This window comes from Nocardioides sp. SYSU D00065 (assembly GCF_017916425.1).
Taxonomy (GTDB): Bacteria; Actinomycetota; Actinomycetes; order Propionibacteriales; family Nocardioidaceae; genus Nocardioides.
On record NZ_JAFMSX010000002.1, the window covers coordinates 871,903 to 896,949 of the forward strand.

The window sequence follows — 25,047 nt, forward strand, 5'->3', positions numbered from 1 at the left end:
CAGCGCTCAGAAGGCGTAGCGGACGCGGCACTCGGGGAGCTTCTCCGCCAGCAGGTCCGTCAGCTGCTGCACCCAGCGCCCCTTCCAGCCGGCGCGGTAGCGCACGTTGGCCTGACCGCTCTGGCTGCGCTTGGGCTGCTGCAGGTCGGGGCGCCAGAGCAGCTCCTCGCCCCGAGGGTGCCAGCCCAGGTTGACCTGGTGCAGGTCGTCGTTGTGCGTGAGGAAGATGACCTCGGCCGCGAGCTGCGCGCGGGTCCGGGCGCTCGTGCCGTCGGCGACCTGCTCCAGCAGCTCGGCCCACTCCTGGAGCCAGGTCTCGTGGACGATGACCGGGCTCAGGTTGATGTGCACCTCGTAGCCGGCCTCGACGAAGTCGTCCATCGCCGCGATCCGCTCGGCGATCTTGGAGGTGCGGACGTCGACCACGCGCGAGGTCGGCTCGGGCATCAGGCTGAAGCGCACGCGGGTGCCGCCGCGCGGGTCCCAGGTGAGGAGATCGCGGTTGACCAGCTTGGTCGCGAAGCTCGCCTTGGCGTGGGGGAGGCGGGCGAAGAGGTCCACGAGGTCGCGCACGTTGTCCGAGACCAGCGCATCGGCGGAGCAGTCGCTGTTCTCGCCGATGTCGTAGACCCAGTCGACGGGGTCGCACTGGTTGGGCTCGGTCTTGACGCCCTGGCGACCGGCGTGGCGCTCGAGGTAGCCGAGCACCGCCTCGATGTTGGCGAACACCGTGATCGGGTTGGCGAAGCCCTTGCGGCGCGGCACGTAGCAGTAGGAGCAGGCCATGGCGCAGCCGTTGGCGGTGGACGGTGCGATCCAGTCGCTGGAGCGCTCGTTGCGGCGCGCAGTCAGCGACTTCTTCTCGCCGAGCACCAGCACCTCGCGCTTGTTGCGGACCCAGTCCTCCACGGCCCCCGCGTTGCCGTACAGACCGGGGATGGCCTGGTGCGACAGCACCTCGATGCGCTCGGCGTCGGGGAAGCGCTCGAGGACCTCGCGGGCGCGGGCGAAGCGCTCGATGTCCCGCTCGTGGTAGATCCGCCGTACGTCGAGCAGCCGGTCGCTGAGGTCGGCGGGAACGCGTCGGGCGTCGGTCGGCACGCCGGGAGCGAGAGGTGGGGGCACACCTGTCTCAACGGGGGCCGCGTGCGCCGGATTCCCCCGACTCCACCGATGTGACGAACGCCAGCACCTCGTCGGCGACGAGGTCGGGCGCCGTCACGGGGGCCCAGTGCCCGAGCCGGAGACGGCGACGCCGCAGGTCCTCGCACCAGGGCTCGCTGGCGACCAGCGCGCCCTCGCGAATGGCCGGGTCGCGCGTCAGGGCCAGCTGCAGCACCGGCACGGTCGTACGCCGTTCCCGCGGTGCCCGTGCGCCGGTGAGCACGTTGGCGCGGTAGTAGCGCAACCCGGACACCATGTCGCGGCTGCCCACCGCGCCCAGGACGGGCGGGGCGAGCGGCGAGACGAGGAAGGGCACATAGGACGACGACACCGCCTGCCCCAGGAGCGCCGCGACCCGCGCGGGGCGCGGGCGCCGCAGGGTGTCGCGCACCCACAGGGCGACGTGGTCGAGGTTGGGCCCGCTCATCGACGTGAACGAGGCGATGCGGGTCTCGGCGCCCGGCTCGCACACGGCCTCCCACGCCTGCACGGATCCCCAGTCGTGGCCCAGCACGTGCACCGGGCGGTCCGGGCTCACGGCGTCCAGGACGGCCGAGAGGTCGGCGGCCAGGCGGGGGAGGGCGAAGGCCTCGTCGGGGGCACCGGTGCGTGACCTCCCCATGCCGCGGGTGTCGTAGGCGACGACGCGCAGGTGCGGCGCCAGACGTTCGGCGACGCCCTGCCACACCCGGTGCGTGTCGGGCCACCCGTGCACCATCACCACCGTCGGCGCGTCCGGGTCACCGAGCTCGCGCACGGCGAGGTCGACGTCCTCACGGCGGACGGTGTCGGTGCGCCACGCACCGGCACCCGGCTCGGCCGCCCCCGGGCCCACGGGGTCAGCCCTTGTCGGGGTCCGCGGCGCGACCCAGCATCTCCGACTCGCTGGCCACGGCCTTGACGGTCGAGGGGTCCACGAGCGGCTCGGTGCCGACCTGGTGCAGGTCGGTGTCGGTCGTGTCGGGGTTGACGGCGTCGCCCGCGGCGGGGATGCCCGAGGGGGTGCGCAGGTCGTCCTCGACCTCGTCCTCGCTCAGCCCGAGCGCCGGAGCGAGCACGGCCGCCTTCTCCGACGGCGCCTTCCGCGCGGTCTTCTTCGCGGCCGCCTTCTTGGCCGCCGTCTTCTTGGCCGCCGCCTTCTTGGCGGGCGACTCGGCAGCCGCCTTCTTCGCCGGGGCCTTCTTCGCAGCCGTCTTCTTCGCAGCCGTCTTCTTCACAGGTGCCTCGGCCGGCGTCTCAGCCGCCGGCTCTGCGGCCGCGGGCGCGGCCTGCTCGTCGCCGGTGAAGGGGGACGCGACCGGATCGGGTCCAGCCCCCGTGGTGCGCTCGACCGCCCACCCGACGACCCGCGCCGTGGTGCGGAGTCCCGCCGAGGCGGCGCCGACCGACGCACCGATGGTCGCGCCGGCGACGGCGCCGGCGGTGCGGACGGGGTGGCTGATGGCTCCGGTGACCGTACGGATGGGGTTCACGAAGGGCTCCTCTCGTCGGATGCTCGGTCCATTACCCCGAAGGGTGCCACGCCAGAGCGTGTCGTGCGCCACGGCCCCGCGACTCCGCCCTGGGGGTGGAAGGCAGTGCGTGCGAAGCGGAAGCGTGGGTACCGGTGGTCGTCACGAACGTACGCCGATTCGACGCGGCGTCGAGAGGAGCCACCGACATGTCCGACAACATGCACCTCAAGTCGAGGTCAACCGCCAAGGGCTCACCGATCCAGGCGGCCGCCGCCCTGGTCGGCGCCGTCTTCCTGCTCGTGGGCGTCCTGGGCTTCATCCCCGGCATCACCAGCCAGTACGACAGCCTGCAGGCCGCGGGCCACGAGTCCCACGCCAAGCTGCTCGGCATCTTCCAGGTCTCGATCCTGCACAACGTCGTCCACCTGCTCTTCGGGATCGCCGGGATCGCCCTCGCCCGGGCGGCGTCCACCGCGCGCGCCTACCTCCTGGGCGGCGGCGTGGTCTACCTCGTGCTCTGGCTCTACGGGCTCGTCATCGACAAGTCGTCGCAGGCCAACTTCGTCCCGCTCAACACCGCCGACGACTGGCTGCACTTCGTGCTGGGCCTGGGCATGATCGCGCTCGGCGTCGTGCTCGCCAAGCGCCCCGGCACGACCGGCGTGGGTCGCTGACGCGCTGACGCGATGACCACCGGGGACCGGCTCCACTTCATCGGCACCGCGACCACGGTCGTGACGCTGGGCTCCTTCACGCTGCTGACGGACCCCAACTTCCTGCACCGTGGTCAGCTCGCCTACCTGGGGTGGGGCCTGGTCACCCGGCGGCTCACCGATCCGGCCCTGACCCCTGAGGAGCTCCCGCCGCTGGACCTCGTGCTCCTCTCGCACCTGCACGGCGACCACTTCGACCGCGTCGCGAAGGCGCGGCTCGACCGGACGGCCCCGGTCCTGTCCACCCCGGAGGCCGTACGGCGGCTGGACGCGTGGGGCTTCGACGCCGAGGCGCTGCGGACCTGGCAGCACCACAGCCTGACCAAGGACGGTGAGGAGCTCCGCGTCACCGCCGTCCCCGCGATCCACGCTCGCGGCATCCTGGGTCGGATGCTGCCGCCGGTGATGGGCAGCGTCGTGGAGCACCTCGTCGGGGGCGAGGTGCGCCGGCGCGTCTACTTCAGCGGCGACACCCTCACGGGGGCACACGTCGACGCCGTGCGCGAGCGGTTCGCCCACATCGACGCGGCCGTCGTGCACCTCGGCGGCACCCGCGTGCTGCTGCGCACCGTCACCATGGACGCCCCCATGGGCGTCGACTTCGTCGAACGCGCCCGCCCGTCGGTGGTGGTCCCGGTGCACCACGACGACTACACGGTCTTCCGCTCGCCGCTGTCCGACTTCGTCGCGCAGGCACGCGCCAAGGGCCTTGCCGCGTCGCTGCGCTGCCCGGGCCGCGGGGACGTGGTCAGCCTGGACCCCGCCGCCCCGCACCCCTGAACCACTGAGTCGCGAAGGCTCCCCGCTGTGGAGGGCCGGTTCAGTCCTGGCCCACCGCCAGGTCGACCGGGCGGCCGAGCAGCGGCGCGACCAGCCGGCGGATCGTGTCGCTCGGCGGCAGGCCGAGCTCGTCGGCCAGCAGCCTGCGGTAGTGGTCGTACTGGCGCAGCGCCTCGGCGTGGTTGTCCTCGGCGAGGTGCACCTGGATCACCCGCCGGTGCGCGCTCTCGCGCAACGGCTCCGCGCGCACGGCGCCCAGCCCGGCACGCAGGGCGTCGTGGTAGCGCCCGGCCCGGCACAGCAGGTCGGCTCCGCGCTCGAGAGCATGCAGGCGGCGCTGGCGGAACGACTCCTGCTCGACCGTGAGCCACTGGTCGTGCCAGCTCGGCAGGAGGTCCTGCGTCAGCAGTGACAGGTCGGGCAGCTCCTCGACCGGCGGCGCGGTGGGGCCGCACAGCAGCTGCGCCTGCGCCTCGGCCTCCCACAGGTCCACCCCGAGCTCGGGATGCAGCCACACCTCGAGAGCGTCCCCGAGGACGAGGGCCCGGCCGCGATCGCGCGGCAGTCGCCAGAGCACCGACCTCAGCGTCGACGTCGCCCGGGCCGGGTCGGAGTCGGGCCGCATCATCTCGGCGAGGGCGGTGCGCGAGGCCCGCCGGCCCTGATGGACCACCGCGAGCAGGGCCAGCAGCCGGCGCGCGCTGGCCGGGACCGGATGCGGCTGTCCGTCCATCTCCAGCCGGAACCCTCCCAGCAGGTTCAGTCGTGCCGTGAGCGCCACTTTCCGCCTCCCCGGATAGCCGTGCCGTCCCGCCACAGTGCCCCTCGCCACGACGCTCATGCGCGCGTCCGTGACGCGACCGTGACGCGGCATGGGCGCCGACCGCGCGCGCCCGGTACGCGGACCGTGCGCGGACCGTGCGCCCACCGTGCGGACGCGGGGACGCCACCGGGCCGCCGGCGAGTCGCCGCGGGGTCGCCACAGCAGTCGCCACCGTCACGACGACCGAACGGCCTGCCGGAAGCGTGGGGCACCTGGGGCGACCGGCGCTCCACGACGAGAGGAACGACATGTACAGGCACACCAAGGAGCTCCAGTGGAGCGCCAAGCCCGAGCGTCCCGACGCCCTCTACGCCGCCAAGCTGCAGGAGGTCATCGGAGGCCAGTTCGGCGAGATGACCGTGATGATGCAGTACATGTGGCAGGGCTGGGCCTGCCGCACGCCCGGCAAGTACAAGGACATGATCCTCGACATCGGCACCGAGGAGATCGGCCACGTCGAGATGCTCACCACCCTGCTGGCCCGCCTCCTCGAGGGCGCGCCGGCCGAGACCCAGGCCGAGGCCGCCGCGGCCAACCCGGCGCTGGCCGCGGTGCTCGGCGGGCAGAACCCCCAGCAGGCCATCGTCAGCGGCGGCTTCGCGATGCCGACCAACAGCCAGGGCGTGCCGTGGAACGCCGGGTACATCGTCGCGAGCGGCAACCTGCTCGCCGACTTCCGCCACAACGTCGCCGCCGAGGCGCAGGGTCGCCTCCAGGTGTCCCGCCTCATCGGCATGACCGACGACCCGGGCGTGAAGGAGACGCTGTCCTTCGCGCTGGCCCGCGACACCTTCCACCAGCAGCAGTGGCTGCTCGGCATCGAGCAGCTGATCGAGGACGGCCACACCGACGGCCTCGAGGACTCGCGCAAGGACGAGGAGGCCTCCGAGCACGCCAGCGTGTTCTACAGCTTCCACGAGGGCAGCACCGCGCACGAGGGACGCTGGGCCCAGGGCGCCACGCTCGTCGGCGACGGCGAGATCCGCTTCGAGGAGGGTCGCGCGCTCACCGACGACGTGCAGGAGCTCCCCGCACCGGACCCGCTGCACTTCTCGACGTACGACGGCTCGAAGGGCCCCGGCAAGCCCGGCACCGCCGGTGGTGCCTACGCCCAGGGCGCGCAGAACCTGATGAACAAGGCCAAGGAGAAGCTCACTCCCGGCGAGTGAGCGGCTGCCATGTCCGTCGCGCTGACCGAGCTCCTGCTCCGCCCCCTGGCCGACGCGTTCATGCAGGTCGGCGTCTTCGTCGCCCTCATGATCGCGCCGTTCGGCTGGGCGCGCTGCCGGTGGGGCCACCGCCTCGACGCCGCTCTCGAGCGGCGTCGGGCGGCGGCCCCGCTGGTGGCGGCGGCCCTGACGATGCCGCCCGGCTGCGGCGGCGCCATCGTGGTGATGGCGGCGTACGGGCGCGGGGCGGTGTCGTTCGGGTCCGCGATCGCGGCGCTCGTGGCGACGATGGGCGACGCGTCATGGGTCCTGCTGGCGCACGACCCGTGGCTGACGGTCCAGCTGAAGGCCCTGCTCCTCGTCGTGGGGGCCTGCACAGGCTGGCTCGTCGACGCCGTGGGCATCGCGCCGCGGCGCCGGGTCCCGGCCGCCTCGGCCGGCCGCCCCGCGCCGCGCCCTGCGGCGCCGCGGGTGCCGGTGCTGCCCCGGCCGACGTTCGCCCTGCACGACGTCGGCGTCCTGCCGGTCCTGCTGTGGCTGGCGATCGGCGGCGGCGCCACGGTCAGCCTGCCCGTGACCTTCCAGCTCCTCGACCCCGCGGCGCTCTACCTCGTGCTGGGCGTGATCGGCGCGTCCGTGGCGATCGTCGTGTTCGCCCGCGGCGGGTGCAAGCTGGCCGACGACGACGAGGGAAGTGCGGGGGAGACCTCGTTCGCCGCGGTGCTGCGGCACGGCGGCCACGAGGTGGCGTTCGTGACGGTGTGGGTCGCGGTGGCGTACGTCGCCTGGGCCCTCGTCACGCATCTCACCGGCTTCGACGGGTCGACCCTGCCCGTCCTGGGCCTGGCCGGCGTGGTCGTCGGCGCGCTGATCGGGCTGGTGCCGGGCTGTGCGGTCCAGATCGTCTTCGTGGGCATGTTCGCCGCCGGCGGCATGCCTCTGGCGACGCTCGTCGCCAACACCATCAGCCAGGACGGCGACGCACTGCTGCCGCTGCTGGCCCTCGAGCACCGCTCCGCGCTCGTCGCGACGGTGCTCACCACGATCCCCGCCCTGGTGGTGGGGCTCGCCTTCCTCGTCCTCACCTGATCCCGGAGGTAGTCCCCATGTCCCAGCACATCGTCCGCGTGCCCAGCCACCGGCTGGACCACCGGCACCTCGACCTGAGCGCCACCGACCGCCTGCACCTGCTCCTGGCAGCATGCAGCGCCCTCACCGCGACGTCGTGGGGTGCGGCCATGGCGGTCGTGCTGGTGGCCGTCGTGGTCGCGCGACGACAGGCACGGCACGCGGTGGACCGCTCAGTCGCGGTGCGTCGAGGGGTCCTCGCCCCGGCGCAACGGGCCGGCGTGCTCGATGCGGCCGGCCACGGACGCGAGGCGGTGGCTGGCCCGTGAGGTGCGGGCGTGCAGGTGCGGCAGCCGGCGGCCGCTCGCGTCGAGCGCGTCGCGGCTGCGGTCGAGCACGCTGAGCGGCACCGCCGAGAGCGCGTTGCCGGGTGGGCGCCGCGCGACCACGGGGTGCGGACGCGTCGGCGCCGTACGCCGCACCGCCTCCCAGGCCACGCCGAGCAGCCGCAGCCGACGTACGCCGAGGGCGTCCTGCAGGCGCGGGAGCAGCTCGTCCTCCTCGTCGCGGACGTCCTCGCGCAGGACCGTCGCGATCTTCTCGAGCACCTCGCGGCGCTCCGCGGTGCCGGAGGGGAGGTCCTCCAGCCGGGCCCAGAGCTCGTTGATCTCCTGGTGCTCCTGCTCGACCTGCAGGGTCAGCGCCTCACCGTCGGGCAGCACGCGGCGCGCGGCCGGCCACAGCACCGCCTCCTCCGCGAACGCGTGCGGGAACACGAGGCGGGCGATGGCCTGGAGCGTGGCCTGCTCCTCGATCCCGGGCGCGCTGCGGTCGAGCTGCTGCAGCAGTCGGTCGAGCCGCTCGTGGTCACGCTTCTGACGGGTCAGGATGCTCAGGGGGCCGCCGAGCTGACGGGTGTCCTGGTGGGCGAGTGACGTCATGCGGCCCGGTACCCGATGGAGCGCGCCGGCACACGCCGCCCGAGCGGATCAGCGGCGACGGAGGGCGCGTACGGCGCGCCAGGCGGCGTAGGCGCCGAGTGCCCAGGGCGCGCCGTTGACCACCGGATCCAGGGCATGGTGCCGGATGTCGGAGCGACCGCGCCCCAGGCGCGAGCGCAGGCCGCCGTGGGTGAGCTCGGCGCGGATCCCGGTCTCGGTGATCGGGTTGTCGGGGCGCAGCGTGGCGAACGAGCGGGCGGCGTGCTCGGCCACGTCGATGCGGTCGGCGGCGATCAGCAGCAGCCAGTGCGCGGCCTTGGCCTCGCTGTGACGGGCGTAGGCGTAGCGGCGGACCGCCCCGGAGAGCCCGTGGAGGGGTTGGGCGGTGCCGAAGACCGGGGTCAGCCGGCCGTGCTCGATCGAGCGCTCGCGGCCCTCGCCGCCCGGCTGGTCCTCGGGCAGGTCCCAGTGCGCGCCCGTGGCGCCGAGGTCGAGGACCTCGCGGGGGTACGACGGGCGGTCGGCCGGGTCCAGGTCGGCGCCCCAGCCGGGGATGCGGGCGCGCAGCTGGTCCGGGGTCTCCGGGAGCGCGGGCTTGTCAGCGGTGTAGGGCACGGGGGGAGTCCTTCCTCAGTCGCCGTCGAGGACGATGACCGGCTTGATGCAGCCGTCGAGCTTGGCCGAGAACACGTGGTAGGCCTCAGCGATCTCCTCGAGCCCGAAGCGGTGGGTGACGATGTCGTTGGGCTTGAGGTAGCCGTTGCGGATGTGCTCGAGCAGGCGGGGCCACTGGCGCTTCACGGGGGCCTGGTTCATCCGCAGGGTGAGGCCCTTGTTGAGCGCGTCGCCGAACTTCACGGCGCTGAAGATGGGCCCGTAGGCGCCCATCACGGAGATCGTGCCGCCCTTGCGGGCGCCGTCGATGGCCCAGTTGAGCGCGATCGGCGAGCCGCCCTGCAGCTTGAAGCGCGCCGAGGTCAGGTGCTGGGTCATGTTGCCGTCGGCCTCCGCGCCGACCGCGTCGATCACCCGGTCGAACCCGAGGTGGCCGGTCAGCTCCTTCATCGCCACGACGACGTCGTCGACCTCGGTGAAGTCGAGCACCTCGGCGTGCGCGAAGGTCCGCGCCTTCTCGAGGCGCTCACCGAGCTGGTCGATGACCACCACCCGGCCGGCTCCCATCAGCCAGGCGCTCCGAGCGGCGTACAGGCCGACCGGTCCGGCGCCGAGCACGGCGACGGTGTCGCCCTCGCGGATGTCGGCGAGCTGGGCACCGAAGTAGCCGGTGGCGAGCGCGTCGGTCATCAGCAGCGCGTCCTCGGGGTCCAGCCAGTCCGGGATGATCGCGGGGCCCACGTCGGCGAAGGGCACCCGGACGTACTCCGCCTGGCCGCCGTCGTAGCCGCCGGTGGTGTGCGAGTAGCCGTAGATGCCGCCGACGGCCGTGGCGTTGGCGTTGACGTTGTGGCAGTTGGAGTACAGCCCGCGCGCGCAGAAGAAGCACGTGCCGCAGAAGATGTTGAACGGGACCATCACCCGGTCCCCGACCGAGAGGTTGCGCACCGACGGACCGACCTCGTCGACGACCCCGACGAACTCGTGGCCGAACGTGTGACCGACCCGGGTGTCCGGCATCATCCCGTGGAACAGATGCAGGTCGGAGCCGCAGATCGCAGCCAGCTGCACGCGGACGATGGCGTCGTTGGGGTGCTCGATGACCGGCCGGGGCTTGTCCTCCACGCGGACGCGGTAGGGACCGCGGTAGACCATGGCGCGCACGGTGCCTCCTGGCTGGGATGGAGTTCTTGCTGGATGGAGCTCCTGCTGGGATGGGGCTCCTGGCTGGGCTGGACGGGTGGCGCTGCGCCGGCCCGCCTCGGCGGACCGGCGCAGCGATGTCGATCAGGAGCTGGTCTGGGAGCGGACCTCGTCCACCCCGGACTGTCCCTCGGACTTGACGTTCTGCGCGCCCTCGGTCGCGGCGTCCTTGACCTCCTGAGCGGCCTCGACGGCCGTCCCCTTGAGGTCCTGGGCCACGTCCTGGGCGAGCGAGCGGGCCTGGTCCATGACCGGCTGGCCGTGCTCCTTGGCCGCGTCGACGGCGTGGCCCGCGGCCACGGCCTCCTTCTCCGAGGCCGGGATCAGGGCCGAGACGATCATCCCGGCGCCGAAGGCGACCAGGCCCGCGGCCAGCGGAGCGCCCTGCACCTTGTCCTGCGCACCGCTGACGGTGCCGGTGGCCGCGCCCTTGACCGAGTCGACGGCACCCAGGGCCGACTCCTTGGTCGATCCGGCGCCGCTGGACGCGGAGGAGCGCACGCTGCCGGCGGTGCCCATGACCTTGTCGCGCACGCCGAGGACGCGGCTGCGAGCCGCCTCCTTGCGCCGCTCCACGATGGCCGACGGGCTCACCCGGTCCTGCAGGGCGTCCACGTTGGCCGTCATCGACTGCCTCGTCTGGGCGATGTCGCCGCTCAGTTCTTCTGTGCTCTGGCCCATGCTGCGTCCTCCTTGAGTGTCTGCTGCGTCTCCGGCAGCTGCGGGTTGGCCTTCTTCAGCTCTGTGCGCCCACGTGCGGCCAGGACGGCGGCCACGGCGGCCCAGAGCAGGGTGGTGATCAGGAACGCCAGCTCGACAGGCATCCAGTTGTCGAGCAGGTAGGACAGTGCGAAGGAGGCCAGGATGAGGGTCAGCAGCCCGGCCACGCCGGCGCCGCCGAGCATCCCGGCACCCTTTCCAGCCTTGGCGGCCTCCTCCTTGAGCTCGGTGCGCGCCAGCTCGAGCTCCTGCTTCACCAGCGTGGTCAGGTCCTGGGTCAGGTCGCCGACGATCTGTCCCAGGCTGCGGTCGTCGCCGCTGCCCGGGGCGCCGCCCGCCGCGGTGGACCCGGCCGCGGGCGTGGTCGGCGGCAGGGGCTCGGCCGGGGCCGTGCCGAGGACGGGGTCGATGCCCGACGGCCCGGTCACGGCGTGTCCTGGGTGCGCTGGCCCGGCAGGCCCGACGTGGTCGAGTCCGTGCTCGCCGGCGTGGTGAGGGTCGGCGACGGCACGGGAGTGTCGTAGCCGGTCGTGCCGGGACGGTCGGTGCTGGCCGTCGTGGACGGCTCGTTGGTCAGGGGAGCGGCGCCGCTGGCGGTGCCCATCGGGCCCGTGCCGACCCCGGTGCCGTAGCCGGTGCCGGTCGTGCCGGTGCCGGTCGTTCCGGTGCTGGTGGTGCCGGTGGTGCCGTATCCGGTCGTGCCGCTCGACTCGGCGAGCGAGGCGGCGGCCGCACCGTCGGCGGTCGCACGGAACACGCGTCCCGCCACGACTCCCGCGGCGAGTGCGCCGAGCAGGAACGTGCCGGGGCGGCGCCGGGCGAAGTCCCGGACGTCGTCGAGGAGCTGACCGGGCTCGCGGTCCTGGAGGTGGCTGCCCAGGGTGCGCACGCGGTCGGAGACCTCGCGGGCCAGGTCCGTGGCCAGCCCCTGGCCGGGGCCCTGCTCGACCATCTGCTCGAGGTCGTCGCCCAGGGTGCGCAGGGTCTCCGAGAGCCGGTCGCGCTGGGTGGTGGCCTGCTCGGAGACCTGGCTGGTCAGCTGCTGGCGTGCGTCACCGACCACGCTGCGTGCCTGCTGCGCGGCCGTGCTGGCGACGTTGAGCGCCTCGTCCTTGGCGGTGCCGGCCACGTGCTTGCCCTGGTCGGCGGCCGTGGAGGCTGCCTCCTTGGCCTTGTCCGTGGTGCTGCTGTCGCCCGTGCTGCTTGCTTGTTCGCTGCCGTACGTCGTCATGCGTCCTCCTCGTGTCGGTTCTGGCTCGTGCCTGCGTCCGGGTCGGGGTCCGGATCGCTCGCCGGCTCGGAGTCCGGTCGGAGCTGACCGGTGTCCGGCTCCTGACCGTCCGGCGTGGGCGGCTCGGCATCCTGGTCGTGGTTGCGGGTCTCGTCGGTCATGGGCGCCCCGTACCCACCCGTGCCGGATGCACTCCACCCGCACCACCCCTTCGGGCACCGGCGCGCGCTCCCGGTGCGCCGGCCGCTGTGCAGGTGCTCATGCCTTCCGGTGCCCACCGGGCTGCTGCGCATGCGCGGTGGCCGCGACGGGCACTGCATGCCCATGGCCGTCTTCTTGCAGCACGCACCCGACCAGGCAGGTGAGGACACTCGTGCCCGCGCCGGCCAGCAGGCGTCCGGCCGTCCCAGCCACCGCTCGTACGCCGACCTGACCGACGCCGAGGTCGAGGACATCGGGCGCACCCTCGACACCCTGCGCGAGCAGGTGCTGGACTCGCGCGGCGCCGCCGACGCGGCGTACATCCGTCGCCTGATCGCCGTCCGGGCGGGACTGGAGGTCGCCGGCCGCGTGGTGCTGCTGGTGAGCCGGCACCGTGCCGCCTGGTGGCTGGGCACGGGCTCGCTCGCGCTGGCCAAGGTGCTGGACAACATGGAGATCGGCCACAACGTGCTGCACGGGCAGTGGGACTGGATGCGCGACCCGCGGATCCACTCCTCGACGTGGGAGTGGGACCACGCCTCGGCGCCCGAGCAGTGGCGGCGCGCCCACAACGACCGGCACCACGTCAACACCAACGTGCTGGGCAAGGACAACGACCTCGGCTACGGGATCCTGCGCGTCGACGAGGCCCAGGAGTGGCGCCCGCGCCACCTCGCGCAGCCGCTGTGGAACCTGGTCAACGCGTGCATCTTCGAGTACGGCATCGCGATGTACGACCTCGACCTCGGCGACTCGCTGCGCTCGGGCAGGGGGTTCTCCGCGGAGCAGAAGGCCGAGATGAGGACGACGGGGCGCCGGGTCGCCCGCAACGCGGTGCGCGACTACGTCCTGCACCCGCTGTTGTCGGCGCCGACCGGCTCCGCGCGCAGCACGCTGAGCGCCAACGTCGTGGCCAACCTCGTGCGCAACGTGTGGAGCCACTCGGTGATCATGTGCGGGCACTTCCCCGAAGGGGTCGAGACGTTCGAGGTCGACGACCTCGACGAGTCCGAGACCCGCGGACACTGGTACGTCCGGCAGATGCTCGGCTCCGCTGACATCTCCGGTCCGTGGCTGCTCCACGTGCTCTGCGGCAACCTGTCCCACCAGATCGAGCACCACCTGTTCCCCGACCTGCCGAGCAACCGCTACCGCGAGGTCGCCGGACCGGTCCGCGAGCTCTTCGAGCGGCACGGGCTGAGCTACCACAGCGCGCCCCTGCTCCGGCAGGTGGCGAGCGCCTGGCACAAGGTGCTCCGCCTGTCGCTCCCGCCGCGCGGGCGGCGCGTGGCACGGTAGGGCCCGCGCGCATGTGCGCGTCTGCGGCGGGGCACCTCGGCCCATGACCGGAGCATGTGCCACGGAGGTGCGGGTGAAGACTGAGCGGGTGCGCGTGCCCCCATTCCGCGGCGGCGGTGAGTTCACCGTCGGCGTCGAGGAGGAGCTGATGCTCGTCGACGAGGCGGGCGAGCTGCTCGGCACCGGGGGAGCCGCGCTCGTCGACTCGATGGTCGCCTCCTCGGCCCACGGGGTTCTCACCGGCGAGGTCTACGTCGACCAGGTGGAGCTCAACACGCCGGTCCACCTCGGGGCGGAGGACGCCGCGCGGTCCCTGCGCGGGCTGCGCGCGTCGGCGATGGCGCAGGGCGCCCGCCTGCTCGCCGCCGGCGTGCACCCGACCGCGCCGGTCGGTGGCGCCGTGCTGGCCTCGTCGCCGCGCTACGACCGGATCGTCGACGAGTACGCCGGGCTGCTGCGCACGCCCACCGCCGCACTGCAGGTGCACGTCGGCCTGCCCGACCCCGAGACGGCGATGCTGGCCTACCGCGGGCTGCGCCACCACGTGCCGCTCCTGCGAGCGCTGGCCGCCGGCTCGCCGCACTGGCACGGCATGGACTCCGGGCTCGCGTCCGCCCGCTCGGCGATCATCCGCTCCTACCCGCGCACCACGGTGCCGCCACTGCTGCGCACGTGGGACGACTACGTCACCCGGACCGAGTCCGTGCTGGAGGCGGCGGAGGCGCCCGACCACACCTACGTCTGGTGGGAGATGCGCCCGCGCCCGCTCCTCGGCACGCTCGAGGTGCGGATGATGGACGCGGTGGCCCCGCTGTCGGTCGTGGCCGGCCTCACCGCGCTGGTGCAGGGCATCGCCCGCTGCGCGGTGGAGTCGCCGGATCCCGCCGACCTGCCCGACGACGTGCTCGCGGTCAACGACCACCGTGCCAGCCGCTACGGCCTCGAGACACGCGTGGTCGACGTCGACCGGACCCTCCGGCCGCTGCGCGAGGTGGCGGCCCGCGTCCTGGCCGACGCGCGCGTGGCGTTGGCGGGCGACGGGCTGGCGGCGCCACTGGACGCCGTCGAGGCGATGCTCGCCCGTCCGGGCGAGCCCGAGCGGCAGCGACGTCTCGTCGCCGAGCACGGGATGCCGGCGCTGCTGGCGGACCTCGCGGATCGCACCTCGGACCTGGACGGCTGACGGGTGTACGCCGACCACCTGGTGCAGCCGTGGTACGACCGGCTGCGCGACGCCCTGCCGGTGGGTCCCGTGCTGGACGTACACACCCACGTCGGCGACAGCGACTCGGTCACCGCGACCGTCGAGGAGCTGCAGGTCGCGCTGGATGCCGCCCGGGCCCGGGCGCTGGTGTTCCCGCTGTCCGAGCCCGACAGCGACTACCGCGCGCCCAACGCGGCCTGCCTCGACGCGGCCAAGCGCAGCGAGGGGCGCCTCGACGCACTGGTGCGCGTCGTCCCCGACGAGGTCGACGCCCTGGAGGGGCTGCTGGACGGCGGGGCCAAGGGCATCAAGCTGCACGTGTCCAGCGACGACCTCGACCTCGCCGACCCGCGGCTGGCGCCGGTGTTCTCCGTCGCGCACGAGCGCCGGCTCCCCGTGCTCGTGCACGCCGGGCCAGAGGTCGACTCGGTGCGCACGGACGTGCTGGCCACGTGCGAGCGATGGCCGGACCTCCGGCTGGTGCTGGCACACTGCGCACTCTCCGACCTGGGTCACCTGCACCGTCGGGTGAGCGAGGTGCCCAACCTCTTCTTCGACACCTCGTGGTGGACGCCGGCGAACCTCCTGGCCCTGTTCCGCCTCGTCCCACCGGGGCGGGTGCTGGCGGCCAGCGACCTGCCCTACAGCACGCCCGTCAACGCCTTGATGTCGACCGGGCGCTGCGCCTGGCAGGCAGGTCTCGACCCGCAGCAGGTCGCGTCCGTCCTCGGTGGTCAGGCCACCCGGATCGTCGAGGGGCTCGACCCGCTCGACCTGGGGCCCGCACCCGCACGGGAGGCCCGCGAGGTCGGTCCCTTCCTCGAGGTGGTCTCGACCAACCTGCTTGCCGCCCTCGAGGCGATGCAGCGCGGCCTCGAGCCCGAGGTGCCGCTGACGGTCGCCCGGCACGCGTGCGACGTGCCCGCCGACGACCCCGATGCCGACGTGCTGGCCTCGGTGCTGCGGCTGCTCGACCTCTACGAGCAGCACCACGAGCACCTGCCCCGGCGCAATTCGTTCGCCCCCGGGTGGGACCTGGTCTCGGCCGCGGCCGTCGTGGCGCGCACCCCGGCGGCGCCCCTGCCGTGAGCCGCGGCGATCAGGTCGTGCGTCGCATCAGCACGCGCGGGAACCCGCCGGAGGTGGCTGTCGTCCGGGCGGCGAGCTCGAAGCCGGCGGCCTCGAAGAGCGCTCGCGTGCCGACGTAGGCCATGGTCAGGTCGACCCGTTCCCCGCGGTTGTCGACGGGGTAGCCCTCGACCACCGGCGCGCCCCGGCTGGCGGCGTACGCGACCGCGCCCTCGAGGAGGACGTGCGAGATGCCCCTGCCGCGGTGACCGGGCCGCACCCGGATGCACCACACCGACCACGCCGGCTGGTCGTCGACGTGGGGGATCTTGGTGGAGCGGGCGAAGGGGAGCTCGGCGCGCGGGGCGACGGCCGCCCACCCGACGACCTCGTCACCGTCGTAGGCGAGCACGCCGGGCTTCGTGGGCCTGCGGGTCAGCGCCTCGACGTAGGCCGCGCGCGCCGCGCCCGCGAGGGACCGGTTCTGCGTGGCCGGGATGCGGTGGCTCAGGCACCAGCACACGTTGGCGGCCGGGTTCTTGGGGCCCACCATGGTGCGGACGTCGTCGAAGCGCGCATGGGTGGCGGGATGGACGGTGAAGCGCTCGGTCCGGGCGAGTGGCGTCGCGGCCATGCGTCCACGGTAGCGATAATTCGGCAGCGCGCCGGGCCGCGGTTCCGCTTGGATCGTTGTCATGACGATGCGCAAGATGGGACTGCTGGGCGGGATGAGCTGGGAGAGCACGGCGCTCTACTACCGGCTGGTCAACGAGGAGGTCCGCGACCGGCTCGGGGGATTCCACTCCGCGCGGCTGGTGCTGGCCTCGGTCGACTTCGCGGAGATCGTGAAGCTCCAGGTCGCCGGTGACTGGGCGACGGCCGGGACGCGCCTGGCCGAGGAGGCCCGGTCCCTCGAGGCGGCCGGCGCCGAGTGCCTGGTGCTGTGCACCAACACGATGCACAAGGTCGCGGACGCGATCGAGGCCGCCGTCGACGTGCCGCTGCTGCACCTCGCCGACGTGACCGCCGAGGCGGTGCGCCGTGCCGGTGTGGACCGCGTGGCGCTGCTCGGCACCCGCTTCACCATGGAGCAGCCGTTCTACGCCGACCGGCTCCGCGGTCACGGCCTGGACGTCCTGGTCCCCGAGGCCGACGACCTGACGCTGGTCCACGACGTCATCTACGACGAGCTGGTGCTCGGCGTGGTCCGCGAGGAGTCGCGTGCGGCGTACGCCGATGTGGTCCGCCGCCTGGTCGACCGCGGCGCCGCCGGCGTGATCCTGGGCTGCACCGAGATCGAGCTGCTGATCGGTCCGGACGACGTCGACGTGCCCGTGTTCGCCACGACCCAGCTGCACGCCCGGGCGGCCGTGGACTTCGCGCTGGCCTGAGCCGCCTGGAGTCTCGCCCCCGGAGCCCGGTCGCTCGCACGGTTGGCTACCGTCGGAGGCGTGGACGTGCTGTGGTGGGAGCTGGCGCAGGGCCCGTGGGTCGCCGACCCGGCCGGCCTGATGCCGGCGCGGCAGCAGATGGCGCTGTCGCTGGGCTGGCACATCATCCTGGCCTGCTTCGGGGTCGCGTGGCCGGCGATGATCCTCGTCGCGCACTGGCGCGGGGTGTACCGCGGCGACGACACGGCCCTCGAGCTGGCGAAGCGCTGGGCCAAGGTCAGCGCCGTGCTGTTCGCGATCGGCGCCGTGTCCGGGACGGTCCTCAGCTTCGAGATGGGACTGCTGTGGCCGGGGCTGATGGGGCCCTTCGGCGACGTCCTGGGGCTGCCGTTCGCGTTCGAGGGGCTGTCGTTCTTCGTCGAGGCGATCTTCCTCGGCCTGTACCTCTACGGCTGGGGACGCATCCCGCCCAAGCGTCACCTGCTGATGCTGGTCCCGATGGCCCTCGCCGGGGTGGTCGGCACCTACTGCGTGGTGTCGGTGAACGCCTGGATGAACATGCCGGTCGGCTTCCGGCTGGTGGACGGCGAGGTCGTGGACGTCGAGCCGTGGGCGGTGCTGTTCAGCTCCGGCGCGGTGCTGCAGTTCGCGCACATGTGGGTGGCCGCCTACATGGTGGTCGGCTTCACCGTGGCGGGCGTCTACGCCGCCGGGATGCTGCGGGGGCGACGCGACCGCCACCACCGGCTGGGATTCACCGTGCCCTTCGCGTTCGCGACCGTGGCCGCGCTGGTCCAGCCCTTCGTCGGTCACGTCCTGGGGCTCCGCATCGCCGACACGCAGCCGGCCAAGCTGGCGGCCTTCGAGCTGGCCACCGAGACCGAGAGTCCCTCGCCGCTGCGCCTGGGCGGGCTGCTCATCGACGGCGAGGTGCGCTACGTGATCGACATCCCCCGACTGGGGTCGATCATTGCGCGCAACTCGTTCACCGAGCCGGTCCAGGGGCTGGAGACCATCGCGCCGGCCGACCGGCCGCCGGTCAACGTGACGCACGTGGCGTTCCAGACCATGGTCGGCATCGGCACGCTGCTGGCCGCCGCCGTGCTGCTCTACTGGTTCCTGCGCTGGCGTGGGCGCGACCCGCTGGCGAACCGGTGGGCGCTGCGTGCGGCCGTGGCCGCCGGCCCGCTCGCCGTGGTCGCCCTCGAGGCGGGCTGGATCGCGACCGAGGTGGGGCGCCAGCCGTGGGTCGTCTACGGGGTGCTGCGCACCTCGGACGCCGCAGGCGACAACCCGCAGCTGTGGCTCCTCCTCGCGGCCACCGCCACCCTCTACAGCCTGCTCACCGTCGGGGCGGTGGTGGTGCTGCGCTCGATGGCCCGTCGCTGGCGGGCGGGGGACCAGGACCTGCCGAGTCCCTACGGGCCGCAGGCCTCCGCCGCCGGTGGCGACCGGCGTACGGGTGGGTCGTCGTGAGCCTCGAGCTCGCCGTGGCCGCGGCCCTGTTCGTCGGGGTCCTCGCCTACGCCCTCTTCGGCGGCGCCGACTTCGGCTCCGGCTTCTACGACCTCACCGCCGGCGGCGCCCGCCGGGGCGCGGAGCTGCGCACGCTGGTCGACCACAGCATCGGTCCCGTGTGGGAAGCCAACCACGTCTGGTTGATCTACGTGCTGGTGATGTGGTGGACGGGGTTCCCCGAGTCGTTCGCAAGCGCCATGAGCACCCTCATCGTGCCCATGTTGCTGGCGCTGCTGGGCATCGTGCTGCGCGGTGCGGCCTTCGCGTTCCGCAAGTTCGCCCCGACGATCGGCCAGGCGCGGCTCTACGGTGCGGTGTTCGCCGCCTCGTCGCTGCTGACCCCGTACTTCCTCGGCGCCGTCGCCGGGGCCATCGCCTCCGGGCGGGTGCCGGCCGAGGGTCGCGGTGACCTCTGGTCGTCGTGGCTCAACCCCACCTCGACCTTCGGTGGCGTCATCGCCGTCGGCACGTGCGCCTTCCTCGCGGGGGTCTTCCTCACCGCGGACGCCCGGCGCGCCGGCCGTACGACGCTCGCCGAGACGCTGCGCCGGCGCACGCTGGCGGTCGGCACGGTGACCGGCGCCGTCGTCTTCGCCGCGCTCGTGCCGATCACCCGCGACGCTCCCACGCTCGCCGACGGGCTCACCGGCCGCGCCGCACCGCTCGTGATCCTGTCCGGCATCTGCGGCCTCGCCACGCTCGTCCTGCTCCTGCGCCGCCGCTTCTCGCAGGCACGCGTCACCGCGGTGCTCGCCGTGGCGGCGGTCGTCAGCGGATGGGGCATCGGCCAGTACCCCTGGCTGCTGGTCGACGAGGTGACCATCGCCGAGGCCGCGGGCGCGGACGCCACGCTCGCCGGCCTGCTGGTGGTGGTCGGCCTCGCGTGCGTGGTCGTGCTCCCGCCCCTGGTGTACCTGTTCCGGCTGACCCAGTCGGAGTCCTGGGCAGAGCACTAGGTCGAGCGGCGTGACGCTCAGCCCTGCGCGGGCCAGAGGGAGTGGTAGGCGTTGATCGCGGGCTGTCCGCCGAGGTGGGCGTAGAGGACGTGCGAGTCGCGCGGGATCTCGCCGCCGACGACCAGGTCGATCAGGCCGGCGAGCGACTTCCCCTCGTAGACCGGGTCGGTGATCATCGCCTCGAGCTGCGCGCCGAGGGCCATCGCCTCCATCGTCGAGTCGACCGGGACGCCGTAGAGCTCGCCGGCCCACCCCTCGAGCACGGTGATCTCGTCGTCGCGCAGGTCGCGACCGAGCTCGATGAGCTCGGCGGTGTGGCGCGCGATCCGTGCGACCTGGTCGCGGGTCTTCTCCAGCGTCGCGCTGGCGTCGATGCCGAGGACGCGGCGGCGTACGCCGGTGAGGTCCTCGAGCGCGGCGAACCCGGCGATCATCCCGGCGTGGGTGGAGCCGGTCACGGTGCACACGACGATCGTGTCGAAGGTGACGCCGAGCGCCTTCTCCTGCTCGGCGACCTCGAAGGCCCAGTTGGCGAACCCGAGACCGCCGAGGCGGTGCTCGCTCGCCCCGGCCGGGATGGCGTACGGCGTGCCGCCCGCCTCCTCGACCTCGCGGATCGCGTCCTTCCACGAGTCGCGGATGCCGATGTCGAAGCCGTGCGGATCCAGCCGGGAGTCGGCGCCCATCATCCGGCTGAGCAGGATGTTGCCCACCTGGGTGTTGGTGGGGTCGTCCCACGGCACCCACTTCTCCTGCACCAGCCGGCACTTCAGCCCGAGGTGTGCGGCGACGGCGGCGACCTGGCGGGTGTGGTTGGACTGGTAGCCGCCGATGGAGACGAGCGTGTCGGCGCCGCTCGCGAGCACGTCGGGGACGATGTACTCGAGCTTGCGGACCTTGTTGCCGCCGAACGCCAGACCGCTGTTGACGTCCTCGCGCTTGGCCCACACCTGGGCACCGCCGCCGCGGCTCGCGAGGTGCTCGCTGAGCCGGCGCAGGTGGTGGACCGGGGAGGGGCCGAACGTCAGCTGGTGGCGGGGGAACTGGTCGAGGTTCACGGGGTCTCCGGACGGTCGGTGGGCGGGGCAAGGGGTGGGTCGGTGGGCGGATCGGTGTCGGGGATCAGGTCGGCGAGGCCGTGCCAGGTGCGCTCGGCCACGCCGGCGGCGGCCTCGACGTCACCGGCCGCGCAGGCCTCGACCAGTCGCGCGTGCAGCTCGACGGACTCGACGCCGGCGTGCGAGGCGAAGCGGCGGCGCTCGAGCCGGCGGACGACGGGGCTGTACTGGTCGAGCACGGCGGCGAGGGCGCGATTGCCCGAGGCCCGGACCGCGACGGCGTGGAAGTCGTCGTCGGCAGCCAGCGCGGCGCCGGTGTCGCGGTCTGCGATCGCGGCGGCGAAGCGGTCGTTGGCCTCGCGCATCCGGTCGAGGTCGGCCGTGGTGAGGCGGGCGACCGCCTCGGCGACCGCGAGCCGGTGCATGGCGACCACCACCGCGTGGGCGGCGCGCACCTCGTCCAGGTCGATGTCGGCGACGACGGTCGACCGACCGGGCGCGGAGCGGACCAGCCCGCTCTCGCCGAGCCGGAGCAGGGCCTCGCGCACGGGCGTACGACTCACGCCGAGCCACGCGGCGAGCTCGGTGTCGCGCACCACCTCGCCGGGAGCGAGGGTGCCGTCGACGATCGCGTCCCGGAGGCGGTCGTGGACGCTGTCGCGAAGCAGTGCCGTACGGAGCGGAGCGGCCTCCACGGGGACGGGCATGCAATATATTGCACATCGGCGGCGCTACTCCGTCAAGCGACGGCGCGCAGGAACTCGGCCCCGACGGGGTACAAGGGGGCCATGCCGTTCGTCGAGAGAGCCTTCCAGGCGCTCGCCCTCCTGCGCTCCGCGCCCGCCTTCCACCCGCGCGGTGTCCTCTACGAGGGCACGGTCGAGGTGCGAGGACCCGGGCCGCTGCCGGAGGGCGAGGTCGACTGCCTCGTCCGCCTGTCCAAGGGCATCGGCACGCCGCACGGGGCCCCCGACCTCCTCGGGATGGCGGTGCGCCTCCTGCACGACCCGCCGGTCGACGTCCTGTGCAGCACCGCTCCCGGCACGGGCGGGTGGCGCCGCTTCGTGCTGCGCCCCGCGCGCAGGTGGTCGGGTGCCACGCTCACGTCCCTGATGACCTGGCGCTCACCGGCCGGTCAGGGGCTGCAGGTGGTCCTGGAGGTCCGCGACGACCGGCTCGACTCACCGGAGCCGGACGTCCTCGTCGACCGGCTGCCCGTCAGCGTCGCGCTGCGAGTAGTGGGCCGCGACGGCGACGTCCAGGCGGGCACCGTCGTGGTCACCGGGCGCTCCGGGCTCGAGCGTCCGGCCTTCGACCCGGTGCTGCACTCGCCGGCGGGGTGGTGGCTGGCGCCCCGGTGGATGTCCGTGCTGCGCGCGCGGTCGTACGTCGGCAGCCGAGCCGGCCAGCCGCACCTGGCCGACGACCCCGCGCTCACCCGCGAGGTGGCGCGCCACGCGGGGGACCGGGTGGACTGAGTCGTGCTCACCGTCGTCATCGCGCTCGCCGCCAACACGACTCTGGCGGTGCTCAAGAGCATCGTCGCCGTCCTCACCGGCTCGGCCTCGATGGTGGCGGAGGCGGCGCACTCGTGGGCCGATGCCGGCAACGAGGTCTTCCTGCTGGTGGCCGAGCGCCGTGCAGAGAAGCCGGCGGACGCCGCCCACCCCCTCGGCCACGGGCGCGAGGCCTACGTCTGGTCGATGATCGCGGCGTTCGGGCTCTTCGCGGTGGGCGCCGCCGTGTCGGTCCTCCACGGCATCCAGTCGTTGGGCGCCGAGGAGGAGGAGGCTGACTACCTGTGGGCCTACGTCGTGCTGGGCGCGGCGTTCGTCCTCGAGGGCATCTCCTTCGCCCAGGCGCGCCGCGAGGTGCGACGGGGGGCGCGGCGGGCCGACCAGAGCCGGACCACGTTCCTCGACACGACCTCCAACCCCACGCTCCGCGCGGTCTTCCTCGAGGACGCCGCGGCGCTCACCGGGATCGTCATCGCGGTGAGCGGCCTCGCCCTGCACCAGGCCACCGGCCAGCCGGTGTGGGACGCCGTGGGATCGATCCTCGTCGGCCTGCTCTTGGGGTGGATCGCGGTCTACCTGCTGCGGCGCAACATGGCCTTCCTCGTCGGACAGGTCGCCGACCCTCGCCTGCGGGGGGCCGTGCTCGCCTGGCTGAGCGAGCGACCGGAGGTGGCCGCCGTCAGCACGCTGCACCTGGAGTACGTCGGACCGGACCGGCTCTTCCTGGTCGGCTCCGTCGACCTGGCCGGCGACGAGCCCGAGAGTCGGGCCGCCGAGCAGCTCCAGCGGCTCGAGGACCGGCTCGAGGAGCGTCCGGAGGTCGTCCGCGCGGTGCTGTCGCTGGCCGCGCCGGGAACAAGCCGGGTGGTTGAGCGTTGAACGAGTCATGAAGAAGATCGGTTTCCTCAACTTCGGGCACTGGACCGACTCGCCGCACTCGGCCGTGCGCAGCGCCGCCGACACCCTGCTGCAGTCGATCGACCTCGCGGTGGCGGCCGAGGAGCTCGGCGCGGACGGTGCCTACTTCCGCGTGCACCACTTCGCGCGCCAGCTCGCGTCGCCGTTCCCGCTCCTGGCGGCCGTCGGTGCGCGCACCAGCCGGATCGAGATCGGCACGGGCGTGATCGACATGCGCTACGAGAACCCGCTCTACATGGCCGAGGACGCCGGTGCCGCCGACCTCATCTCCGGCGGCAGGCTCCAGCTCGGCATCAGCCGGGGGTCACCGGAGCAGGTGATCGACGGCTGGCGCTACTTCGGCTACGCGCCCGCAGAGGGCGAGGACCAGGCCGACATGGCCCGCCGGCACACCGAGGTGTTCCTCGAGGTGCTGCGAGGGGAGGGCTTCGCCCAGCCCAACCCGCGCCCGATGTTCCCCAACCCGCCCGGGCTGCTGCGGGTGGAGCCGCACTCGCCGGGGCTGCGGGAGCGGATCTGGTGGGGTGCGGCCTCCGACGCGACCGCCCGCTGGGCCGCGGAGCGCGGCATGCACCTGATGAGCTCGACGCTCAAGGCCGACGAGACCGGTGAGCCCTTCCACGTCCAGCAGCGCAAGCAGATCGAGGTCTTCCGCGACGCGTGGCGCGAGGCCGGCCACGAGGGCGAGCCGCGGGTGTCGGTGAGCCGCTCCATCATGCCGATCACCACCGACCTCGACCGCGCCTACTTCGGCCACGAGGGCAGTAGCTCCGACCAGTTCGGCCAGATCGAGGCCGACCTGCGCGCGGTGTTCGGCCGGACGTACGCCGCCGAGCCCGACGTGCTGGTCGAGGAGCTCGCCGGCGACGAGGCCCTCGCGGCCGCCGACACCGTGCTGCTGACCGTGCCCAACCAGCTCGGGGTGGACTACAACGCCCACCTGCTCGAGTCGGTCCTCACCGAGGTGGCGCCGGGCCTGGGCTGGCGTTGACGGACCCGGCACCGCTCACGGCGCGGCTGAGCGCAGCCTCTCCAGCAGCGGGCCGGCCGCCTCGGACAGGAAGCGGTCCTGGCCCTCGTCGCCGACCTGCACGAGGGCGACGTCGGTGAAGCCGGCCTCCCAGTAGGCCGAGACCGCCTCGACGATCTTGTCGAGGTCGGGGCCGCACGGGATGGACTCGGCGACGTCCTCGGGCCGGACGTACGTCGTCGCGCCGGAGAAGCCGGCCGGGGTGGGCAGGTCGGCGTTGACCTTCCACCCGCCGCCGAACCAGCGGAACTGCTCGTGAGCGCGGGCGACGGCGGCGTCCTCGTCGGGGTCCCAGCAGATGGGGATCTGGCCGACGGCGCGCGCGTCGCGGCCGATCTGCGGCGCGCCGTCGACCTCGTTCCACGACTCGACGATCTCGGCGTTCGGCTCCACCGCGACGAGGTGGTCGGCCAGCGGGGCGAAGCGCTCGATGCCCTTGTCGCCCGCGACCGCGACGCCGATGTCGACGCCCTCGTCGGGCAGGTCCCAGATCCGCGCGGAGTCGACCTGGAAGAACTCGCCGCGGTGGTTGACCAGGTCGCCGGTGTGCAGCGCGCGGATGACCTCGATCGCCTCGGCCAGCATGTCCTGCCGCTCCGCGATCGCCGGCCAGCCGGCACCGACGACGTGCTCGTTGAGGTTCTCGCCGCTGCCGAGGCCCAGGACGAACCGCCCCTCGGCCAGGATCTGCAGCGTCGCGGACTTCTGCGCCACGACGGCAGGGTGGTAGCGCAGCGTCGGGCAGGTCACGTAGGTCATCAGGCCCACCCGCTCGGTCGCGTGCGCGACCGCGCCCAGCGTCGTCCAGGCGTACGGCGCGTGTCCCTGCTCGGTGAGCCACGGCGAGTAGTGGTCGCTCATGACCTCGAAGTCGAAGCCGGCCCGCTCCGCGGCGACGGCGTAGCCCACCAGCTCGCGCGGCCCGCTCTGCTCGGTCATCAAGGTGTATCCGAAGCGCGTCATCCTCCGACCGTAGCCAGCCGGCCGCACGGGGCCACCACCCGGG

General features: G+C 73.3%; 28 protein-coding genes. 13 read left to right on the top strand and 15 right to left on the bottom strand.

Annotation, left to right across the window (positions count from 1 at the left end; genetic code table 11):
- Positions 1–6: 6 nt before the first annotated feature.
- Genes J3P41_RS12200 through J3P41_RS12210 form a run of 3 tightly spaced genes read right to left on the bottom strand, consistent with a single transcriptional unit; the run spans position 7 to position 2,636 of the window.
- Complete coding sequence (locus tag J3P41_RS12200) at positions 7–1,101, bottom strand: spore photoproduct lyase family protein (protein ID WP_307861964.1); 1,095 nt, start codon at positions 1,099–1,101, stop codon at positions 7–9.
- Between the two features lie 31 nt (positions 1,102–1,132).
- On the bottom strand, positions 1,133–1,999 hold the full coding sequence (locus J3P41_RS12205) for an alpha/beta fold hydrolase (RefSeq protein ID WP_210650541.1): 867 nt from the start codon (positions 1,997–1,999) through the stop codon (positions 1,133–1,135).
- A 4-nt stretch (positions 2,000–2,003) separates the two neighbouring features.
- Complete coding sequence (locus J3P41_RS12210) at positions 2,004–2,636, bottom strand: hypothetical protein (RefSeq protein ID WP_210650542.1); 633 nt, start codon at positions 2,634–2,636, stop codon at positions 2,004–2,006.
- Positions 2,637–2,824: 188 nt separating this feature from the next.
- On the opposite strand from J3P41_RS12210, the gene J3P41_RS12215 reads away from it, so the two are divergent.
- Positions 2,825–3,292, top strand: coding sequence for a DUF4383 domain-containing protein (locus tag J3P41_RS12215; protein WP_246861948.1), 468 nt, complete (start codon positions 2,825–2,827; stop codon positions 3,290–3,292).
- A gap of 12 nt (positions 3,293–3,304) precedes the next feature.
- Entirely contained in the window at positions 3,305–4,111 is an 807-nt protein-coding gene (locus tag J3P41_RS12220) for an MBL fold metallo-hydrolase (protein ID WP_210650543.1), read from the top strand.
- Between the two features lie 40 nt (positions 4,112–4,151).
- On the opposite strand, the gene J3P41_RS12225 is transcribed toward J3P41_RS12220, so the two are convergent.
- Positions 4,152–4,844 carry a BTAD domain-containing putative transcriptional regulator gene (locus J3P41_RS12225; RefSeq protein ID WP_210650544.1) on the bottom strand — a complete coding sequence of 231 codons (693 nt, stop codon included), beginning with the start codon at positions 4,842–4,844 and terminating at the stop codon, positions 4,152–4,154.
- Positions 4,845–5,182: 338 nt separating this feature from the next.
- Here J3P41_RS12225 and J3P41_RS12230 point away from each other — a divergent pair, with 338 nt between their 5' ends.
- Both J3P41_RS12230 and J3P41_RS12235 read left to right on the top strand, forming a co-directional pair.
- Positions 5,183–6,103: a manganese catalase family protein gene (locus J3P41_RS12230; protein ID WP_210650545.1), complete on the top strand. Its 921-nt coding sequence runs from the start codon at positions 5,183–5,185 to the stop codon at positions 6,101–6,103.
- A gap of 9 nt (positions 6,104–6,112) precedes the next feature.
- Positions 6,113–7,192 (top strand): putative manganese transporter, encoded by a 1,080-nt coding sequence (locus J3P41_RS12235; RefSeq protein ID WP_210650546.1) that lies wholly within the window; start codon positions 6,113–6,115, stop codon positions 7,190–7,192.
- 212 nt (positions 7,193–7,404) lie between these two features.
- On the opposite strand, the gene J3P41_RS12240 is transcribed toward J3P41_RS12235, so the two are convergent.
- From J3P41_RS12240 to J3P41_RS12270, 7 genes are all read right to left on the bottom strand, one after another.
- Positions 7,405–8,112 (bottom strand): hemerythrin domain-containing protein, encoded by a 708-nt coding sequence (locus tag J3P41_RS12240; RefSeq protein WP_210650547.1) that lies wholly within the window; start codon positions 8,110–8,112, stop codon positions 7,405–7,407.
- A gap of 48 nt (positions 8,113–8,160) precedes the next feature.
- Positions 8,161–8,727 (bottom strand): hypothetical protein, encoded by a 567-nt coding sequence (locus J3P41_RS12245; protein ID WP_210650548.1) that lies wholly within the window; start codon positions 8,725–8,727, stop codon positions 8,161–8,163.
- A 15-nt stretch (positions 8,728–8,742) separates the two neighbouring features.
- On the bottom strand, positions 8,743–9,882 hold the full coding sequence (locus J3P41_RS12250) for a zinc-dependent alcohol dehydrogenase (RefSeq protein WP_246862177.1): 1,140 nt from the start codon (positions 9,880–9,882) through the stop codon (positions 8,743–8,745).
- A gap of 132 nt (positions 9,883–10,014) precedes the next feature.
- Entirely contained in the window at positions 10,015–10,611 is a 597-nt protein-coding gene (locus J3P41_RS12255) for a DUF3618 domain-containing protein (protein WP_210650550.1), read from the bottom strand.
- Positions 10,587–11,078 carry a phage holin family protein gene (locus J3P41_RS19310; protein ID WP_210650551.1) on the bottom strand — a complete coding sequence of 164 codons (492 nt, stop codon included), beginning with the start codon at positions 11,076–11,078 and terminating at the stop codon, positions 10,587–10,589. The genes J3P41_RS12255 and J3P41_RS19310 overlap by 25 nt, the downstream gene beginning before the upstream one ends.
- Positions 11,075–11,881: a hypothetical protein gene (locus J3P41_RS12265; RefSeq protein ID WP_210650552.1), complete on the bottom strand. Its 807-nt coding sequence runs from the start codon at positions 11,879–11,881 to the stop codon at positions 11,075–11,077. The genes J3P41_RS19310 and J3P41_RS12265 overlap by 4 nt, the downstream gene beginning before the upstream one ends.
- The gene (locus J3P41_RS12270; RefSeq protein ID WP_210650553.1) at positions 11,878–12,042 is read right to left on the bottom strand and encodes a hypothetical protein; all 165 of its coding nucleotides are present in this window, start codon (positions 12,040–12,042) and stop codon (positions 11,878–11,880) included. Before J3P41_RS12270 ends, J3P41_RS12265 begins: the two co-directional genes overlap by 4 nt.
- 157 nt (positions 12,043–12,199) lie before the next feature.
- Here J3P41_RS12270 and J3P41_RS12275 point away from each other — a divergent pair, with 157 nt between their 5' ends.
- From J3P41_RS12275 to J3P41_RS12285, 3 genes are all read left to right on the top strand, one after another.
- On the top strand, positions 12,200–13,381 hold the full coding sequence (locus tag J3P41_RS12275) for an acyl-CoA desaturase (RefSeq protein ID WP_246861949.1): 1,182 nt from the start codon (positions 12,200–12,202) through the stop codon (positions 13,379–13,381).
- 88 nt (positions 13,382–13,469) lie between these two features.
- A complete protein-coding gene (locus J3P41_RS12280; RefSeq protein ID WP_210650554.1) occupies positions 13,470–14,564 on the top strand; it encodes a YbdK family carboxylate-amine ligase in 1,095 nt (364 codons plus the stop codon).
- Between the two features lie 3 nt (positions 14,565–14,567).
- Positions 14,568–15,674, top strand: a complete 1,107-nt coding sequence (locus tag J3P41_RS12285; RefSeq protein ID WP_210650555.1) for an amidohydrolase family protein — start codon at positions 14,568–14,570, stop codon at positions 15,672–15,674.
- Positions 15,675–15,684: 10 nt separating this feature from the next.
- Here the strand turns inward: J3P41_RS12285 and J3P41_RS12290 are convergent, their stop codons facing one another.
- Positions 15,685–16,287: a GNAT family N-acetyltransferase gene (locus tag J3P41_RS12290; RefSeq protein WP_210650556.1), complete on the bottom strand. Its 603-nt coding sequence runs from the start codon at positions 16,285–16,287 to the stop codon at positions 15,685–15,687.
- Between the two features lie 61 nt (positions 16,288–16,348).
- Here J3P41_RS12290 and J3P41_RS12295 point away from each other — a divergent pair, with 61 nt between their 5' ends.
- From J3P41_RS12295 to J3P41_RS12305, 3 genes are read left to right on the top strand one after another with little or no spacing between them, the layout of a single operon-like run.
- Positions 16,349–17,044 carry an aspartate/glutamate racemase family protein gene (locus J3P41_RS12295; protein WP_246861950.1) on the top strand — a complete coding sequence of 232 codons (696 nt, stop codon included), beginning with the start codon at positions 16,349–16,351 and terminating at the stop codon, positions 17,042–17,044.
- Between the two features lie 60 nt (positions 17,045–17,104).
- Positions 17,105–18,520, top strand: coding sequence for a cytochrome ubiquinol oxidase subunit I (locus J3P41_RS12300; protein ID WP_307861965.1), 1,416 nt, complete (start codon positions 17,105–17,107; stop codon positions 18,518–18,520).
- Positions 18,517–19,518 carry a cytochrome d ubiquinol oxidase subunit II gene (locus tag J3P41_RS12305; RefSeq protein ID WP_210650557.1) on the top strand — a complete coding sequence of 334 codons (1,002 nt, stop codon included), beginning with the start codon at positions 18,517–18,519 and terminating at the stop codon, positions 19,516–19,518. The genes J3P41_RS12300 and J3P41_RS12305 overlap by 4 nt, the downstream gene beginning before the upstream one ends.
- A gap of 17 nt (positions 19,519–19,535) precedes the next feature.
- Here J3P41_RS12305 and J3P41_RS12310 read toward each other — a convergent pair whose 3' ends face one another.
- A complete protein-coding gene (locus tag J3P41_RS12310; RefSeq protein ID WP_210650558.1) occupies positions 19,536–20,576 on the bottom strand; it encodes a 1-aminocyclopropane-1-carboxylate deaminase in 1,041 nt (346 codons plus the stop codon).
- Positions 20,573–21,283: a GntR family transcriptional regulator gene (locus J3P41_RS12315; RefSeq protein ID WP_210650559.1), complete on the bottom strand. Its 711-nt coding sequence runs from the start codon at positions 21,281–21,283 to the stop codon at positions 20,573–20,575. The genes J3P41_RS12310 and J3P41_RS12315 overlap by 4 nt, the downstream gene beginning before the upstream one ends.
- Before the next feature lie 81 nt (positions 21,284–21,364).
- Here J3P41_RS12315 and J3P41_RS12320 point away from each other — a divergent pair, with 81 nt between their 5' ends.
- From J3P41_RS12320 to J3P41_RS12330, 3 genes are read left to right on the top strand one after another with little or no spacing between them, the layout of a single operon-like run.
- Positions 21,365–22,054, top strand: a complete 690-nt coding sequence (locus J3P41_RS12320) for a hypothetical protein (protein WP_210650560.1) — start codon at positions 21,365–21,367, stop codon at positions 22,052–22,054.
- Between the two features lie 3 nt (positions 22,055–22,057).
- Positions 22,058–22,972, top strand: coding sequence for a cation diffusion facilitator family transporter (locus J3P41_RS12325; RefSeq protein WP_307861966.1), 915 nt, complete (start codon positions 22,058–22,060; stop codon positions 22,970–22,972).
- A 7-nt stretch (positions 22,973–22,979) separates the two neighbouring features.
- Entirely contained in the window at positions 22,980–24,002 is a 1,023-nt protein-coding gene (locus tag J3P41_RS12330) for an LLM class flavin-dependent oxidoreductase (protein WP_210650561.1), read from the top strand.
- A gap of 15 nt (positions 24,003–24,017) precedes the next feature.
- Here J3P41_RS12330 and J3P41_RS12335 read toward each other — a convergent pair whose 3' ends face one another.
- Entirely contained in the window at positions 24,018–25,004 is a 987-nt protein-coding gene (locus J3P41_RS12335; RefSeq protein WP_210650562.1) for an LLM class F420-dependent oxidoreductase, read from the bottom strand.
- Positions 25,005–25,047 lie beyond the last annotated feature (43 nt).